Genomic DNA, 15,771 nt, shown 5'->3' with positions numbered 1-15,771 from the left:
GTCGGAGATTTTGCTCGTGGTCGCCTCGTGCTCGATCTGGGCGGTGGGGTTCTTCACCTCGATATAGGGCACCGTGTGCGCTCCGCAGCGGTCGCCCAGCAGCAGCGAATCGCACTCGGTCCGGTTGCGCACGCCATCGGCATTGGCGGCCACGCGCACCAGCCCGCGATAGGTGTTGTTGCTCTGCCCCGCGCTGATCCCCTTGGAGATGATCGTGGAGCGGCTGCCCTTACCGTTATGGACCATCTTGGTCCCGGTGTCGGCCTGCTGGTGATTGTTGGTGACCGCGACCGAGTAGAACTCGCCCACGCTGTTCTCACCATTCAGCACGCAGCTCGGGTATTTCCACGTCACCGCAGAGCCGGTCTCGACCTGCGTCCAGCTGATCTTGGACCGCGCGCCCTGGCACAGCCCGCGCTTGGTGACGAAATTGTAGATCCCGCCCACGCCTTCGGCATTGCCTGGATACCAGTTCTGCACGGTCGAATACTTGATCTCGGCATCGTCCATTGCGACCAGCTCGACCACGGCGGCGTGCAGCTGGTTCTCGTCGCGCATCGGCGCGGTGCAGCCTTCGAGGTAGCTGACGTAGCTGCCCTTTTCGGCCACGATCAGTGTGCGTTCGAACTGGCCCGTATTCTCCGCGTTGATGCGGAAATAGGTGCTCAGCTCCATAGGGCAGCGCACGCCCTCGGGCACATAGACGAAGGTTCCATCGGAAAAGACCGCGCAGTTGAGCGTCGCGAAGAAATTGTCGTTCTGCGGCACCACCTTGCCGAGCCATTTCTTTACCAGCTCGGGATATTCGCGGATCGCCTCGCTGATCGAGAGGAAGATCACCCCCGCCTTCTTCAGCTCCTCGCGAAAGGTGGTGGCCACGCTGACGCTGTCGAACACCGCATCCACCGCCACCTTGCGCGCGCCCTTCACCCCGGCGAGCACTTCCTGCTCCGCGATCGGAATGCCCAGCTTGTCGTAGACCGACTTAATGTCCGGATCGAGCTCGTCGAGGCTTTCGAGCTCTTCCTTCTTCTTGGGCGCGGCGTAGTAATACGCGTCCTGGTAGTCGATCTCGGGATAGCCGAGCTTCGCCCAATCGGGCTCCGCCATGGTGAGCCACTTGCGAAAAGCCTTGAGGCGCCATTCGAGCATCCACTCGGGCTCGCCCTTCTTGGCGCTGATGAACTTGACCGTGTCTTCGCTCAGCCCCTTGGGTGCGAATTCGGTATCGATCTCCGCGTGCCAGCCAAATTCGTATTCGGCGGCCTTTGCAGCGGCTTCCTTCGCCTCCCTGTCTTGTTCGGGGCGATCCTGGATTTCTACCTGTTCATTCATGCCAATTCTCTCTGAGCAGGCGTTTCGTTGGCAATCCTCGCCAGCGACACATCCGCCAGCGCGCCGCGCACTGCGGCGTTGACCACCGGCCAGTGCGGCTTGACGGCACAATCGCGATCGACCGTGCAGCAATCAGAATCGATGCAGGAGACGAGCGCGATGGGGCCCTCGATCGCCTCGACGATATCGGCCATGCTGATGGCGGCTGCGGGCCGGGCAAGCTGCAAGCCCCCACCCGCGCCGCGCGTTGAACGCAGCAGGCCGGCGGCGCTCAATTTGCTGACGATTTTCTGCGCGGTGGGCAACGGAAGGCCAGTCTCCCGCGCCAGGTCAGCCGACGACACGCGCGCGCCACCGCAATGCTTTGCGGCGGCGGCCATGATGCGAATGGCGTAATCGGCGAGGTTGCTAAGGCGCATGCGGCCCAATTCGGACCGATTCAGTCCGATTTCAACCGAAAACCGATACTTGCGAGTCGTTAGCGTTTGTTCGCATCCTCGGTGCTATCCCTCCGCCGGGCTTCGTCCGGCTGCGAGGCACCTGCGGGCGCGCAGTCGCGCCTGCGGGCTGTGGCCCGTTTGTTCGTTTCCTCGCCCCGATCGCTTCGCGAACGGAAGCTATTCGAGCCGGTCCGGTCTTTCAGACCGGCAAGGGGGACTGCCCGCCGGCGCTCCTGCGCCGCCCCTCGGAGGCCGCGCGAAGCGCGATCAGCCGCGATAGAAAAAGACTCCTACCCGCCCTTCTCCTGCGCGATCCACGCCTCGACATTCTCTTCCAGGATCGACAGCGGCACCGGCCCGTCGAGCAGCACGACATCGTGGAAGGCGCGGATGTCGAAATCCTCGCCCAATTCGGCGCGGGCCTTTTCGCGCAGTTCCATGATCTTGAGCTTGCCGATCATGTAGGCGGTCGCCTGCCCCGGCATCACGATATAGCGCTCGATCGCCTTGCGGATATCGCCATCGGGGTTGGGCGTGTTGTCCTTCAGGTACTGGATCGCACGTTCACGGCTCCACCGCTTCGAGTGGATGCCGGTGTCGACCACCAGCCTGCACGCGCGCCACAGCTCCATCTGCAGCCGCCCGAAATCGGAGTAGGGATCGGTGTAGAAGCCCATCTCCTTGGGCAATTCCTCCGAATAGAGGCCCCAGCCCTCGGTATAGGCGGTGACCCCGCCGAAGCGGCGGAACGGCGGCACGTCGCCCAGTTCGGTCTGGATCGCGCGCTGGAGGTGATGGCCCGGCACCGCTTCGTGATAGGCGAGCGCTTCCAGCTCGTTCTTGCTCATGTCCTTCAGGTTATACAGGTTCACGTAGTAGGTGCCGGGGCGCGACCCGTCGGGGGCCGGGCTCTGGTAGAAAGCCTTGCCCGCACTTTGTTCGCGAAACGCCTCGACCGGCTTGATGACCATATCCGCCTTGGGCAGCGTGGTGAAATATTCGGGCAGTTTCGCTTCCATTGCATCGATCACCGCCTGCGCATCGGCGAGGTAAGCTTCGCGCGTGTCGTAATAAAAGCGATCGTCGGTGCGGGTGAATTCGAAGAATTCCTGCAAGGTGCCTTCGAACCCGACCTGCCGCATGATGGTGCGCATTTCGTCATGGATGCGCGCGACATTCTCTACCCCCAGCCGATGGATCTGGTCGGCTGTCAGATCGGTGGTCGTATAGCTGGCGAGCAGAGCGTCGTAATATTGAGCGCCCTTGTCGAAGCGCCAGATCCCGTCCTCGGTCGGCGCGATGGCTTGCTGGCGTTCCATTTCGGCGAGGAGGCGCCGGTAGGCAGGTACGGCGCTTTGCGTCCATGCGGCAGCAGCGCGGCCGGTCAAGTCGATCGCCCGCGATTCCGATATCGGCACTTGGGCGTTTTCGCGCAGACGCATTACCTTGCCATTGAAGTCTTCGAGCACTGCATTGTCCGTGCCCGCATCGAGCAAGTTGCGGATGTCGGAGATCACGTAGGAGTAGACCCAGTCGGGCGGCATAACCCCGGCCTCGGCCTGCGCGCGCGCGCGGGCAGTCAGCGTGTCGATGACTCCCCCCAATGCGGCGATCCGCGAAATATAGGCTTCGGCATGCGCGGCGTTCTGCACCGCATGGATATTGATGAGGAAGGCGGGCAGCCCGCTCTGCGCACCGTTCATCTGGTCGAACAGGTAATTGTACTCGGTAAACGGTGCGAGCGAGGCGGAGCGCTGTGCCATCGCATCGAACAGGCGGTAGGATAGCGCGTCCTGCTCGCCCAGCGCATCGACATCGTAGCTGGCGCGCATCCGCGCCGCGTAGTTCTGCTGCCGCTGCTGGTCTTCTCTCACCCCGGCGAGCGTAAAATCGCCCCATTCGCCATAATCCTCGTCGCGGATGCCGCGATAGGCCTTGGTCAGCGGACTGCTGGCGAGCTGCGCATCGTCGTAAGCGTCGAAGAAGTCGTCGATATCGGCCGGGACTTGTTGAGGCGCCGTACTTGTTTCCGACACCGCAGGCGCGGGCGAGGTTACGCTGGCCATCTCTCCGGGTGTGCCTGCACAGGCGGCAAGCGCCAGGCTGGCAGTCATGGTCGCTGCGATAGGGACGCGCTTCATCGATTCCTCTCCAAAGAAATTCCTGTGTCGCTACCCTGCCCCACCTCCCGCCCGGTTGGAAGGGCACCTCGACACGCCTGACCACCGGGCATAGAGCAAGTTGCATGCTGTACCCGTTGGCTCGCCCCCTCCTGTTTGCGCTCGATGCCGAACGCGCGCATCGCCTCTCCATAGCGAGTCTCAAACGGGCTCCGACGGGCAGGCCTCCCCGCCACGATCCCAGACTTGCCGTAAACATCGCGGGTCTGAACTTCCCCTCGCCGGTCGGCGTCGCGCCGGGTTTCGACAAGGACGCCGAAGTGCCCGACGCGCTGCTGGGGCTCGGCTTCGGTTTTGTCGAAGTGGGCACGATTACGCCGCTGCCACAGGCGGGCAATCCCAAACCCCGGCTGTTCCGGCTGGTGGAGGATCGCGCGGTGATCAACCGCATGGGGTTCAACAATGGCGGGGCCGAGGCTGCGCACGAGCGGTTGCGCCACCGCGCGGGCAAGCCGGGCCCTTCGACCTCGCTCAGGACAGGCATCGTCGGCATCAATATCGGCGCCAACAAGGACAGCGACGACCGGATCGCCGATTACGCGCTGCTGACAGAGCTGATGGCGCCGCTGGCGAGCTACCTGACGGTCAATATCTCCAGCCCCAACACGCCGGGGCTGCGCAATTTGCAGGCAGGCGATGCGCTGAAAGACCTGCTGCATGGCGTGTTCGATGCGCGCGGCGCGCGGACCACGCCGGTATTCCTGAAACTCGCGCCCGATCTGGAGCCGAAGGAGATCGACGCCGTGGTAAAGGTCGCGATGGATAGCCCGCTGGCCGCACTAATCATATCGAATACCACGCTTGCCCGCCCGCCTTTGCGGTCGAAACATGCCGACCAGGCAGGTGGCCTTTCGGGCGCTCCACTGGCCCCCATCGCGCTGCAAAGGCTCAAGGATTTCCGCAAGGCGACCGGCGGGCAAATCCCGCTGATCGCAGCCGGGGGCATCGACAGCGCGGATGCGGCGTGGGAACGGATCGTGGCGGGCGCCAGCCTCGTCCAGCTCTATTCCGCGATGGTCTACCAAGGTCCGATGCTGGGCCGACGGATAGCACAAGGCCTCAGCAAGAGGTTGCAGCGCGAAGGCTTTGCGTCGATTGAAGACGCCATCGGATCGCAAGCTTGAGGACCCCCATGTTCCTGCGCACGCTCACCTGTTTCGCCGCCGCCCTGCTCGTTAGCGGTTGTGCCACCGTACAACCCGACACCGTCCCGCTTTACGGGGCCGAGAATTTGGATTTCGCGCGCGGCGGGGCAGTCTCCGCTGCCGATCCGCGCGCCGAAGCGGCAGGCTATGCGATCCTCGAACAGGGAGGCAACGCCACCGACGCTGCCATCGCAGTGATGCTGGCGCTGACCGTGGTCGAGCCACAAAGCTCAGGTATCGGCGGCGGCGGCTTCATGGTGCGCGGCAGCGGCGATGGCGTCGTCACCACATATGACGGGCGCGAGACCGCTCCCGCAGCGGCATCGCCCGAATGGTTCCTCGACGCAGATGGCAATGTGCCGCCTTTCGGTGAGTCCGTTCGCAGCGGGTTGAGCGTCGGCGTGCCGGGCAATATCGCACTCGCCGCAAAAGCCCATGCACAGCATGGCAAATTGCCATGGGCCGATCTGTTCGCGCCCGCCATCGCGCTCTCTCGCGATGGTTTTCGGATCAATCCCCGCTTCAACGCCTCGCTCGGCGAAAGCAGTGATCGCGGGGCGCGCAGCGAGGCGGGCAAGGCTCTGTTCTACGATGCGGCGGGGCAGCCTTTGGCGGTGGGCACTACGATAACCAACCCGGACCTGGCCGACACGCTCGAACGGATCGCGCAAGCGGGGCCGCGCGCATTCTACAATGGCGAACTTGGTCAAGAGATCGCCCGCACTGTGGCCGCAGATACGCCCCGCAATGCCGCGATGACCGTGGCCGATATCGAAGGCTACGACGCAATAGAGCGCGCACCGGTATGCGGTACCTATCGAACCTATCGCATCTGCGCGATGGGCCCACCGACTTCGGGCGGGATCGCCGTGCTCCAGATCCTGGGCCAGCTGGAGCGGTTCGACCTGGCTGCGCTTGGCCCGCGCAATCCGGTAACCTGGCACCTGTTCCTCGAATCGCAGCGGCTCGCCTATGCCGATCGAGAAATCTACCTTGCAGACAGCGATTTCGTGCCTGTCCCGGTCGAAGGTCTGATCGCACCCGATTATCTGGCGCAGCGTAGCGCCCTGATCGCGCCCGACACACGGCTTGCCAAGGTCGAGGCCGGGTCGCCAGCCGGTGCCGATGTCGCGCGGGCCGATGGCGACGAACCCGAAGAACAGGGCACGTCGCACTTCGCCGTGGTCGACTCCAACGGCACGATGATCAGCTATACCTCGACCATTGAAGGCGCTTTCGGATCGGGCCTGATGGTTGGCGGATTCTACCTCAACAACGAGCTGACCGATTTCAGCCGGTCGCCCAAGGTCGACGGAAAGCCGGTGGCAAACCGGGTGGAGGGCGGCAAGCGCCCGCGCAGTTCGATGTCGCCCGTCGTGGTCTACGATCTGCAAGGCGAACCCTTCATGGCAGTGGGCGCAGCGGGCGGCAGCACGATCCCCGTACAAACCGCGCGCAGCATTATCGGGGCCATCGATTTCGGCCTCGACGCAGAGCAGGCGCTGGGCCTGCCCTTCGTGATGGCTTTCGGCGACGCGGTGCTGCTGGAACAGGGGACTTGGCTGGCCGAGAGCCAGGAAGAGTTCCGCGCACTGGGCCACCAGACGCTGTCGGTCCGCCCCGCACCGGTGAAGGCCGGGGCACTTCTGCGCCGTGACGGACGCTGGGTGTCGGCGCGCGATCCGCGGCTGGCAGGCCTCCTCGACCTGCCTTGAGGAACGGCCACATCGCGCTTGTCGTAGCGTCGACGGGAGCTTAGAGGGCCCCGCACAGTTATAAACAGAACGAAAACTGGGAGCAGGTGCGGATTTGACGCAGCTTGAAGAGATCGAACAGGCGAGCAACCTCGTCTCGCTGTTCCTGAAACGTGCCGATGAAGGCGGCGATACGCCCTTCCTCGGCCGCAAGATCGCCGGTGAATGGCAGACCATCAGCTGGCGCGAAGTGGCCGATCAGGTGTGCAACCTCGCCCAGAACCTGCGCGAGCTTGGGTTGCACGATGGAGACCGGGTGATGCTGGTGTCCGAGAACCGACCCGAATGGTGCATCGCGGATCTCGCCATCATGGCCGCGGGCTGCATCACCGTTCCCGCCTACATCACCAATACCGAACGCGATCACGTGCATATCCTGGATAATTCCGGCGCGCGTGCAGTCATCGTTTCGAACGAGAAGCTTTCGGGTCCGTTGATCCCGGCAATCTTCAACACCGGGATCGCCGAACACATCATCCCGATCGAAAGCGTGCGCGGTTACCAGGGCGGCAACCTGGCCTGCCATAGCTGGTCGAGCATGGTCGAAGGCGATGCAGCAGCAGCGCGCAAGGCTGTGGAAGACCGGATCGCGACCATCGGGCGCAAGGATACCGCCTGCATCATCTATACCAGCGGCACCGGCGGTGCTCCGCGCGGCGTGCTGCAACACCACGGATCGATCCTGTGCAATGTCGCAGGCGCAGCCGAAATCCTGATCAGCGATTTCAAGCTGGCGAACGAGGAACGCTTTCTTTCCTTCCTCCCGCTCAGCCATGCTTACGAGCATACCGGCGGGCAATTCCTGCCGATCGGCGTGGGCGCGCAGATCTATTACGCCGAAGGTCTGGAAAAGCTCGCGAGCAATATCGAGGAAACGCGCCCCACGATCATGGTCGTCGTGCCGCGCCTGTTCGAAGTGCTGCGCACGCGCATCATGAAACAGATCGCCAAGCAGGGCGGCGCGGCGAGCTACCTGATGGATCGTGCGCTGGAGATCGAGGAGCGCGCCGGCGCCGGAGGCAGGAAACGCCTGCGCGACAAACCGATGGATGTGCTGGTCGGACGTCTGCTGCGGCCCAAGATTCGCCAGAAGTTCGGCGGGCGTATCAAGGCGATGGTTTCGGGCGGCGCGCCGCTCAACCCCGAAGTCGGCACTTTCTTCCAGGCACTCGGCCTCACCATGCTACAAGGCTACGGCCAGACGGAAGCGGGCCCTGTCATCAGCTGCAACCGGCCACGCGCGGGTATCGCAATGGACACCGTTGGCCCGCCCATGAAAGGCGTCGAGATAAAGATCGCCGAGGATGGCGAGATCCTGTGTCGCGGCGAACTGGTGATGCACGGCTACTGGCAGAACCAGGCCGAGACGGAACGCACCCTGCAAGGCGGTTGGCTGCACACCGGCGATATCGGCCATATCGACGAGCAGGGCCGGATCGTCATCACCGACCGCAAGAAGGACATGATCGTCAACGATAAGGGCGATAATGTCGCGCCGCAGAAAGTCGAAGGCATGCTGACGCTGCAGCCCGAGATCGGGCAGGCAATGGTCGCGGGCGACCGCCGCCCCTATATTGTCGGCCTGATCGTGCCCGATGCGGAATGGGCGCTCGACTGGTGCAAGGCACAGGGCAAACCGCTCGATTGCAGCCGGGTGCAGGAACTGCCGGAATTTCGTGCCGCGATCCGCAAGGCGGTGGACCGGGTCAATGCAGAGCTGTCCGTTGTCGAGAAAGTGCGCGGCTTCACCTTTGCCGACGAGCCCTTCGGGATCGAGAACGAGGAAATGACGCCGAGCATGAAAATTCGGCGGCACAAGATCAAGGAAAGGTACGGAGAGCGGCTCGACGCGCTGTACCGGCATTGAGCATGGGTCGGACGATCATCTACCCGCGGCTTCGCCCCGTCTTCGCGATTGCGGCTGCTATCGCCTCGCTCGGCTTCGCCAGCGCTTCCGCGGCACCGGAATTGCCGAGCGCGCTCGAGGCTGGCTGGGAGGGTGAGCACGTCTGCACGCTCCAGCACCAGACAGCCACGCATCGCGTATTGCGCTGCACTTTTCCGCCCGGTGTCGGGCACGAAAGGCATTACCACCCCGCGCACTACGGCTATGCGCTTAGCGGCGGCACGATGCAGATTACCGATGCAAGCGGTACGCGCACGGTCGATCTGGCGACCGGGGCGGATTATTCGAGCGACGGAACGCCGTGGCACGAAGTCGTCAATGTCGGCGAGACTACGGTCACCTACCTGATCGTCGAAGAACGATAGCGCTCGCGTTCAGGCGTCTGTTTCAGGCTGCCCGTAGGCTGCCCTCTCAGGCGGCCTCGTCTTCCAGATCGACATATTCGGGCATGAAGCTGGGTTCGCGGGCCGACCATGCGGGCGCAGTCGCGGCCGCTTCGCTCAGACTTTGCAGCAGCAGCTTGCGGCGCGCAGGGCGCAGGTGCGGCATCGCGGCCCCGGCACAGAACGCGCTCGGCAACCACGGGCGAACCTCGGCGCCCAGAAGGCGCTCGTAGAGAAAGCGGAAGGGCGAGAACCCGTCGAGACGTTCCTGTGCCAGATCGAATGCTGCAAGCCGAACCAGCTGGCCGATGAAGGGCGAGATCGAATCGCCGCTATCGGCATCGGGAATGCTGTGCCGCAGCGCCTTCAGATCCTGGTAGGCGACATACTGGCGGCGAATGTCCACATTCTCGCTCGCATTGCGCGCCCACAGTTTGAAGGCGTCGCACCGCCCAAGCCCGATATCGAGATTGCGCCGGATGAAGCGCTGCTCGCACGGCGAGAAGTTCGCAAATTCGCGCATCTCGGCGATGCTCAGGCTGGTGGTGTTCGTCGTCGCCATCGTGCCCCTCCTTGGGCGCTGATCCCATGGGAGGCATATTTCGCCGAGCTTGGTTAACATCCCGTAAGCCCTAAGCGACAAGTTCGGGCGCGGATCCGAAAACAGGCTAGATCAATCCGGCGAGCGGACTGCTGGGATCGGCATATTTGCGCGTCGCCATGCGCCCGGCGAGATACGCGTCGCGCCCGGCCTGCACCGCCAGCTTCATCGCGCGGGCCATGCGGATCGGGTCTTTCGCCTCGGCAATGGCGGTGTTCATCAGGATACCGTCGCAGCCCAGCTCCATGCCGACCGCAGCGTCGGATGCCGTACCCACACCCGCATCGACCAGCACCGGTACGCTCACGCCTTCGACGATCAAGCGAATGGTCACGCGGTTCTGGATGCCCAGCCCGCTGCCGATCGGCGCACCCAGTGGCATGATCGCGACCGCGCCTGCATCCTCCAGCTGTTTCGCGGCGATGGGATCGTCCGCGCAATAGACCATCGGGTGGAAGCCTTCGTTTGCCAGAATTTCGGTCGCGCGCAGGGTTTCGCGCATATCGGGATAGAGCGTCTTGGCCTCGCCCAGCACTTCGAGTTTCACCAGGTCCCAGCCACCTGCCTCACGCGCGAGGCGCAGGGTGCGGATGGCCTCGTCGGCAGTGAAACAACCCGCGGTGTTGGGCAGGTAGGTGACCTTCGTCGGGTCGATGAAATCGGTCAGCATCGGCTGGTTCGGATCGGACACGTTCACGCGGCGCACCGCAACGGTGACGATTTCCGCTCCGCTGGCTTCGAGCGCGGCGGCGTTCTGTGCGAAATCCTTGTACTTGCCCGTGCCCACGATCAAGCGGGAGCGAAAGGTGTGGCCCGCGACGCTCCACGTGTCGTCGGCAAAGTCAGTCGGCTTGGTCGTCATGTCGGTCATGCGCGCCCCGGTATCCCCCCGCCAGCGCGGTAGCAAGGCCGATCCAGAGGATCAGCGCGGTGGCCAGCCAGACGAAGCCAAGCTTGGTCTCATCGCCCGTCGGCGGCCACTCGTCCATCCCTGTGATGATCGTGCAAGCAGGTATCCCTGCCAGCAGTTTCAGCGCCACTGAGAGGTAGGAAAAGGATAGCAGCACGGGGATTGCCCCTGCCAGGATGACAGCAATGCGGTGTGGCTTCCAGCATAGCAACGCTACGCCGACCACGTTGAGCGGCAGGGTTATGATGAACCCGAGCAAGGAATCGGGGGCGTTGCCGGTGCAGGTCTCCATGACCCCGGCAAGCCATCCGAAGATGCCGCCCAGCGTCAGTATCAGGAAGGCAAGGACAGCGCGCAGGATCGCCACTTACCCACCGCCGACAAAGTGCACGATCTCCAGCGTGTCGCCATCGCCCAGTGCGATCTCGCCCAGTTGCGAACGCGGGGCGATCTCTCCATTGTGCTCGACCGCAACCTTTTCGGGCGCAAGACCAAGTTCGCCCACCAGTGCGGCAATGGTGCCGGCCGAAGTCGTGCGGGATTCGCCGTTGAGGCTGATCGTTTTCGTATCGCTCATGGATCAAGCGAGGTGGCGCCTCCGCATCCATCGTGCAAGCCGGGTGATACGCAAAATTTGGCGTAGGATGGTAATCCGCATGCTTGCAACGCCAGCGCTCTGTGCGCATTCAGGCGAAATGATCGGGTCAATTTTCCGCACGCGCAGCGAAATAATCGACGACGGCAAGAGGCCGGGCTGGCTCGCGTGGTGGCTCGTCATCGTCGCCGCGCTGGTCGTGCTGATCGTCGCGGTGGGCGGGATTACGCGCCTAACCGAGTCGGGCCTGTCGATCACCCAATGGGACCCGGTGACGGGCGTGCTGCCGCCGCTGAGCGAAGAGGCGTGGCAAGCGGAATACGCCAGGTACAGGATGACCCCGGAATATCGCCTGGAGGCGGGTCCGGCCGGGATGACTCTGGCGGACTTCAAATCGATCTTCTTCTGGGAGTGGTTCCATCGCCTGCTCGGGCGGCTGATCGGCCTCGTGTTCGCGCTGCCGCTCGCCTTTGCATGGATTCGCGGCTGGATCCCCAGGGGCTATCACCTGCGCCTGCTCGCGCTGCTGGCGCTGGGCGGATTGCAGGGTGTGTTCGGCTGGCTGATGGTCCGCTCAGGTCTGGGCGGCGACATGACCGATGTCAGCCATTTTTGGCTTTCGGTCCATCTGTGCACCGCGCTGGTCACGCTGGCCGGCCTCGTATGGACCGCGCTCGACCTCCATGCGCTGGACAGAAGCAGAGACGCCCTACCAGCCCGTTTCCGGCCCTTCGCTATGCTGGCAGCCGCGATCCTCTTCGTGCAGGTATTGCTGGGCGCGTGGGTCGCGGGGCTCAATGCAGGGCACGCGTCGGACACCTGGCCGCTGATGCAGGACCGTTTCGTGCCCGAGGCGGACTGGTCGCGAGGCGCCTTCTGGGCGATCACGCACGACCCTTTCCTGCTCCATTTCTTGCACCGCTGGTTCGCATGGGTGGCCTTCGCCGTGCTGATGTGGCTCGGGTGGAAAGCCCTTCCGCGCGAAGGCAATGCAGGCAAGGCGTTGATCGGTTTCGCCATGGCGCAGGTGTTGCTGGGGATCGTGACGGTGGTCACCGGGGTATCGCTGTGGATCGCGGTCGCGCATCAGGTGACCGGCGCCCTGCTTGTCGCGGCGACCGCCGCAAGCGCCCATGCCATCGGATATCGCACGCCCGGAAGCGAAGCATGAGCGCGCTGGTCTATACTGTATTTGCCAATCGTGACGATGCTCGCAGCGTGGCCACGCAATTGCTCGATGAACGGCTGATTGCCTGCGCGAACATCATTGGCGAGGTGGAGGCGCTCTTCGAATGGGATGGCGAACGCGGATCTGGCCAAGAGATTAGCGTGGTGTTCAAGACGCACGCCGATTGTCTCGATCGGGCAGTCGAGCGGCTCGAACAGCTCCACCCATACGACACCCCTGCGATCCTTGGCTGGAAGGCCGATGCGAGCGGTAAGGCGACATCTGCCTGGCTTGCGGGGCTGGTTGCATGAAGGCCGATATGGAACGTCGCGGCTTTCTTGTCGGAATCGGCGCACTCGCCCTGGTACCCGGTCTCGCGAGCGCTGCACAAGGTCAGGCGCGCCCTGTGCCGGAAGGTGCGTTTCGGTTGGAGCGGGTGCTGACGCGTGGGCTCGCGGACGGAAAATCGATTGTCGTCACCAGGCACTGGGGCGTGGCTTTCGAGAAGACCGGGCCAGGCGCCTTGCGGATCACCGGCAAGCAGACTTTCGCCCATGTCGATGCGCCCGCCTCCCTGCAGGCGATATCCCGCCTCGAGGCGCGCCGCGACGAATCGGACCTTTTCCCGCTCGATCTCGACGCGCAGGGGTTGATCGTCGTCGCGGATCGGCAGGGCCCGGTTGCGCCGCTGCCCGATAGCGTGCTGGCCGAAGCGATTTCCTATGCGAAGGCCCGCTCGGCAGGCGAGAATGTCACGGCAAGCTCGCGCCAGTTCCTCGCAGACCTGTCGCAGCGCGGGCTCGACTGGATGACCGGGCTTCCGCGCGATCTGTTCTATCCGGCCCCGCGCGATCGCCGGGCGGAGCGTGAAATCGTGCTCGCGGACGGCATGGCGGGGACGGTCGCAATGCGCGAGCATGTACAAGCGGATACGGCATCGGGCCTCATGACGCGCTATTATCGCGAGGCGACAACGAAGACCGAAACGATGTCACGCACAGGTAGCGAAACCTGGTCGCTGGCCCGAGAGGTGTTATAATACCTCTTCGCTATCCCGCAAGAATGCTTGACTTGGCACCGGTCCCGACGCATTAGCGCGCTCCACGCCCGGCCTGGCGAATCCCCCGAACAGGTGGAACCCATCCGGCGAGAACCCCGAATTCTAAGGGAAATGATAGCCATGAAGGCGCTGAGCAAGATGACCCGGTCGATCAAGCCGGCCGAGGTCGAAAAGAACTGGTACATTATCGACGCGGAAGGCCTCGTCACGGGCCGCGTTGCGTCGATTATCGCGAACATCCTGCGCGGCAAGCACAAGCCGAGCTACACCCCGCATGTCGATTGCGGCGACCACGTGATCGTCATCAATGCGGACAAGGTGAAGTTCACCGGCCGCAAGATGGGCGACAAGAAGTATTACAAGCACACCGGCTATGCCGGCGGCATCAAGGAAACGACGCCTGCGAAGATCCTCGAAGGCAAGTTCCCCGAGCGCGTGCTCGAGAAGGCCGTGGAGCGGATGATCCCGCGCGGTCCGCTGGGTCGCCAACAGATGAAGGCGCTGCACCTCTATGCCGGCACCGAGCACCCGCATGACGGGCAGAAGCCCGAAGTGCTCGATGTTGCTTCCATGAACCGCAAGAACAAGGCTGTCGCATAATGGCCGACGACAAGAACCAGAACGATCCCAAGCCCGAAGCGGCGCCGGAAACCAACGCCGAGCCCAAGGCCGAAGCGAAGACCGAAAGCGTGCGCGATCTGGCCGATCTCGGCGATATCGCAGGCGATGCGCCCGAGGCCGATGCCGCTACGGTTGCCACCAGCACTGCGCCGCTGCGCGAGCAGGAGCTGGACCAGCATGGCCGCGCCTACGCCACCGGCCGCCGCAAGGATGCGGTCGCCCGCGTGTGGGTAAAGCCGGGCAAGGGCACGATCACGATCAATGGTCGTGAGCAGGAAACCTATTTCGCACGCCCGACGCTTCGTCTCGTCATCAACCAGCCGTTTGCGATCACCGATCGTGAGGGCCAGTACGATGTCATCGCCACGGTTCGCGGCGGCGGCCTTTCGGGTCAGGCCGGTGCGGTGAAGCACGGCATCGCCCAGGCGCTTGCCAAGTACGAGCCCGCGCTGCGCAGCACGGTGAAGTCGGCCGGCTTCCTCACCCGCGACAGCCGTGTTGTCGAGCGTAAGAAGTATGGCCGTGCCAAGGCACGTCGCAGCTTCCAGTTCAGCAAGCGTTGATTGCTGCCAAGCGTTAAGCTACGACAGACTTCGATCACCAGGAGGGGCGGTGCCATACGGCGCCGCCCTTTTTGTTTGTCTGGATGCCGTGTGCAGAGGCGCTGGAAGCGGCGAAACTTGCTCCATCATTCCATCTTGCTTAGACTCGCCGCAAATGGAGGGGAAGCATATGAATTTTCGCTTGATCGCTACACTTTCCGCACTGGCTCTTGCTTCATGCTCAGGCGAACCGGATAGCGAGACCGACAGTGAAGCGCAGGCCGTCGGCACATCTTCGGCGGCGACCCAGGCCGATGCACCCTTCGACAATCCGGTCTACTCGCTCGAACATGCGCTCGACACCGAACTTTTCGGGCTCAAGCTCAACATGAGCCCGGAAGAGGTCGTGGCCGAACTGGAAGCAAAGGGGTTCGAGCCGCCCGAAGACTATGAGCGGAGCGATCTGACGATCGGCTGCGGCGAGGCGTGCACCGTCGGCCTGACGCAGAACCAGCAAAGCGCTACCGAATGGACACGCATCAGCACGGACGGCGCAAGCACGGAAACCATTAAGCCGGTATTCTATGTCGCGGCCGACAAGCGCCAGAAACTGATGCGGGCCGTCTATTTGCGAAAAGAAGACGCGAAGGTCGATGCCGAAAAAGCGATTGCCGCTTTGATAGGGCGCTTCGGCACGCCGAGCGAGCTCAAATCGGATAGAGCGTACTATGCGATCCAGATGCAGGTGCCGGAGACCTACGAAGCGACCGCAGAAGACAATCGCATAGCGTTGAACGGCTACATGAAGCAACGTCCGGTCGTGCAGACCCGGAGCGGCTGCCTAGCGGACGAAAACAACAATTTTCCTGCCCCAAGAACCGATGAGTGCAAACGCATCCTTGCCGGGGATTCCTATCGACAGGCTCTGTTCGAAGCCCTTGAGGACAATGCGGGGGACAACTTTTTCCTGACGATCGAAAGTCGCGGTTCCAAGATAGAGATCGAACTCGACGGCGGCTTCCTCGTAGGGGCGCTCTATGTACAAAAGAGGGACAAACAGAGGATGGCCGAGTTGGCCGAACGCCGTGGAGCGCGGGAACGTGACTACGGTGTCGCCTCGGACATGTAGTA

At 63.3% G+C, this 15,771-nt stretch carries 17 protein-coding genes; 10 read left to right on the top strand and 7 right to left on the bottom strand.

Translation table 11 applies throughout. The features are described from left to right. From sufB to ACEQXE_RS10610, 3 genes are all read right to left on the bottom strand, one after another. Positions 1–1,335: Fe-S cluster assembly protein SufB (gene sufB / locus ACEQXE_RS10620; RefSeq protein ID WP_370179169.1), on the bottom strand; the 1,335-nt coding region annotated here is incomplete at its 3' end. Further along, positions 1,332–1,754, bottom strand: a complete 423-nt coding sequence (locus ACEQXE_RS10615; RefSeq protein WP_370179175.1) for an SUF system Fe-S cluster assembly regulator — start codon at positions 1,752–1,754, stop codon at positions 1,332–1,334. The genes ACEQXE_RS10615 and sufB, both read right to left, overlap by 4 nt. A gap of 311 nt (positions 1,755–2,065) precedes the next feature. After that, positions 2,066–3,916 (bottom strand): DUF885 family protein, encoded by a 1,851-nt coding sequence (locus ACEQXE_RS10610; RefSeq protein WP_370179167.1) that lies wholly within the window; start codon positions 3,914–3,916, stop codon positions 2,066–2,068. Between the two features lie 104 nt (positions 3,917–4,020). Here ACEQXE_RS10610 and ACEQXE_RS10605 point away from each other — a divergent pair, with 104 nt between their 5' ends. The 4 genes from ACEQXE_RS10605 (at position 4,021) to ACEQXE_RS10590 (ending at position 9,125) form a co-directional block, all read left to right on the top strand. Beyond that, on the top strand, positions 4,021–5,079 hold the full coding sequence (locus ACEQXE_RS10605) for a quinone-dependent dihydroorotate dehydrogenase (RefSeq protein ID WP_370179166.1): 1,059 nt from the start codon (positions 4,021–4,023) through the stop codon (positions 5,077–5,079). 8 nt (positions 5,080–5,087) lie between these two features. Then, positions 5,088–6,815: a gamma-glutamyltransferase gene (ggt, locus tag ACEQXE_RS10600; protein WP_370179164.1), complete on the top strand. Its 1,728-nt coding sequence runs from the start codon at positions 5,088–5,090 to the stop codon at positions 6,813–6,815. Positions 6,816–6,909: 94 nt separating this feature from the next. Continuing rightward, a complete protein-coding gene (locus tag ACEQXE_RS10595; protein ID WP_370179162.1) occupies positions 6,910–8,721 on the top strand; it encodes a long-chain fatty acid--CoA ligase in 1,812 nt (603 codons plus the stop codon). A 2-nt stretch (positions 8,722–8,723) separates the two neighbouring features. Then, positions 8,724–9,125 (top strand): cupin domain-containing protein, encoded by a 402-nt coding sequence (locus ACEQXE_RS10590; protein WP_370179161.1) that lies wholly within the window; start codon positions 8,724–8,726, stop codon positions 9,123–9,125. 46 nt (positions 9,126–9,171) lie between these two features. Here ACEQXE_RS10590 and ACEQXE_RS10585 read toward each other — a convergent pair whose 3' ends face one another. The 4 genes from ACEQXE_RS10585 to thiS form a co-directional block, all read right to left on the bottom strand. Then, on the bottom strand, positions 9,172–9,705 hold the full coding sequence (locus tag ACEQXE_RS10585; RefSeq protein WP_370179159.1) for a hypothetical protein: 534 nt from the start codon (positions 9,703–9,705) through the stop codon (positions 9,172–9,174). 106 nt (positions 9,706–9,811) lie between these two features. Continuing rightward, the gene (locus tag ACEQXE_RS10580) at positions 9,812–10,615 is read right to left on the bottom strand and encodes a bifunctional sulfur carrier protein/thiazole synthase protein (RefSeq protein WP_370179157.1); all 804 of its coding nucleotides are present in this window, start codon (positions 10,613–10,615) and stop codon (positions 9,812–9,814) included. Continuing rightward, positions 10,587–11,021 (bottom strand): hypothetical protein, encoded by a 435-nt coding sequence (locus ACEQXE_RS10575; protein ID WP_370179155.1) that lies wholly within the window; start codon positions 11,019–11,021, stop codon positions 10,587–10,589. The genes ACEQXE_RS10580 and ACEQXE_RS10575 overlap by 29 nt, the downstream gene beginning before the upstream one ends. Beyond that, positions 11,022–11,231, bottom strand: a complete 210-nt coding sequence (gene thiS, locus ACEQXE_RS10570; RefSeq protein WP_370179154.1) for a sulfur carrier protein ThiS — start codon at positions 11,229–11,231, stop codon at positions 11,022–11,024. A 118-nt stretch (positions 11,232–11,349) separates the two neighbouring features. On the opposite strand from thiS, the gene ACEQXE_RS10565 reads away from it, so the two are divergent. The 6 genes from ACEQXE_RS10565 to ACEQXE_RS10540 all read left to right on the top strand — a co-directional run bounded on the left by ACEQXE_RS10565 (position 11,350) and on the right by ACEQXE_RS10540 (position 15,769). Beyond that, on the top strand, positions 11,350–12,420 hold the full coding sequence (locus ACEQXE_RS10565) for a COX15/CtaA family protein (RefSeq protein ID WP_370179153.1): 1,071 nt from the start codon (positions 11,350–11,352) through the stop codon (positions 12,418–12,420). Continuing rightward, positions 12,417–12,728, top strand: a complete 312-nt coding sequence (gene cutA, locus ACEQXE_RS10560) for a divalent-cation tolerance protein CutA (RefSeq protein ID WP_370179151.1) — start codon at positions 12,417–12,419, stop codon at positions 12,726–12,728. The genes ACEQXE_RS10565 and cutA overlap by 4 nt, the downstream gene beginning before the upstream one ends. Continuing rightward, positions 12,725–13,456 carry a hypothetical protein gene (locus ACEQXE_RS10555; RefSeq protein ID WP_370179150.1) on the top strand — a complete coding sequence of 244 codons (732 nt, stop codon included), beginning with the start codon at positions 12,725–12,727 and terminating at the stop codon, positions 13,454–13,456. The genes cutA and ACEQXE_RS10555 overlap by 4 nt, the downstream gene beginning before the upstream one ends. Before the next feature lie 141 nt (positions 13,457–13,597). Continuing rightward, entirely contained in the window at positions 13,598–14,077 is a 480-nt protein-coding gene (rplM, locus tag ACEQXE_RS10550) for a 50S ribosomal protein L13 (RefSeq protein WP_370179148.1), read from the top strand. Next, positions 14,077–14,661, top strand: coding sequence for a 30S ribosomal protein S9 (gene rpsI, locus ACEQXE_RS10545; protein WP_370179146.1), 585 nt, complete (start codon positions 14,077–14,079; stop codon positions 14,659–14,661). The genes rplM and rpsI overlap by 1 nt, the downstream gene beginning before the upstream one ends. A 169-nt stretch (positions 14,662–14,830) precedes the next feature. Further along, on the top strand, positions 14,831–15,769 hold the full coding sequence (locus ACEQXE_RS10540; protein WP_370179145.1) for a hypothetical protein: 939 nt from the start codon (positions 14,831–14,833) through the stop codon (positions 15,767–15,769). The last annotated feature ends 2 nt before the right edge of the window (positions 15,770–15,771 follow it).

The sequence above is a fragment of the Alteriqipengyuania sp. genome (genome assembly GCF_964222115.1).
GTDB lineage: Bacteria > Pseudomonadota > Alphaproteobacteria > Sphingomonadales > Sphingomonadaceae > Alteriqipengyuania.
Note: the sequence above shows the minus strand (reverse complement) of the source record. Positions and strands in the feature narration are given on the sequence as shown.

What these genes read in the sequence shown, in the direction of transcription:
- ggt (WP_370179164.1), top strand. Translation starts at nt 5,088, where the DNA reads ATGTTCCTGCGCACGCTCACCTGTTTCGCCGCCGCCCTGCTCGTTAGC.
- rpsI (WP_370179146.1), top strand. Translation starts at nt 14,077, where the DNA reads ATGGCCGACGACAAGAACCAGAACGATCCCAAGCCCGAAGCGGCGCCG.
- ACEQXE_RS10580 (WP_370179157.1), bottom strand. Translation starts at nt 10,615, where the DNA reads ATGACCGACATGACGACCAAGCCGACTGACTTTGCCGACGACACGTGG.
- ACEQXE_RS10615 (WP_370179175.1), bottom strand. Translation starts at nt 1,754, where the DNA reads ATGCGCCTTAGCAACCTCGCCGATTACGCCATTCGCATCATGGCCGCC.
- ACEQXE_RS10540 (WP_370179145.1), top strand. Translation starts at nt 14,831, where the DNA reads ATGAATTTTCGCTTGATCGCTACACTTTCCGCACTGGCTCTTGCTTCA.
- ACEQXE_RS10565 (WP_370179153.1), top strand. Translation starts at nt 11,350, where the DNA reads ATGATCGGGTCAATTTTCCGCACGCGCAGCGAAATAATCGACGACGGC.
- ACEQXE_RS10605 (WP_370179166.1), top strand. Translation starts at nt 4,021, where the DNA reads ATGCTGTACCCGTTGGCTCGCCCCCTCCTGTTTGCGCTCGATGCCGAA.
- ACEQXE_RS10590 (WP_370179161.1), top strand. Translation starts at nt 8,724, where the DNA reads ATGGGTCGGACGATCATCTACCCGCGGCTTCGCCCCGTCTTCGCGATT.
- ACEQXE_RS10610 (WP_370179167.1), bottom strand. Translation starts at nt 3,916, where the DNA reads ATGAAGCGCGTCCCTATCGCAGCGACCATGACTGCCAGCCTGGCGCTT.
- ACEQXE_RS10585 (WP_370179159.1), bottom strand. Translation starts at nt 9,705, where the DNA reads ATGGCGACGACGAACACCACCAGCCTGAGCATCGCCGAGATGCGCGAA.
- rplM (WP_370179148.1), top strand. Translation starts at nt 13,598, where the DNA reads ATGAAGGCGCTGAGCAAGATGACCCGGTCGATCAAGCCGGCCGAGGTC.
- cutA (WP_370179151.1), top strand. Translation starts at nt 12,417, where the DNA reads ATGAGCGCGCTGGTCTATACTGTATTTGCCAATCGTGACGATGCTCGC.
- ACEQXE_RS10555 (WP_370179150.1), top strand. Translation starts at nt 12,725, where the DNA reads ATGAAGGCCGATATGGAACGTCGCGGCTTTCTTGTCGGAATCGGCGCA.
- thiS (WP_370179154.1), bottom strand. Translation starts at nt 11,231, where the DNA reads ATGAGCGATACGAAAACGATCAGCCTCAACGGCGAATCCCGCACGACT.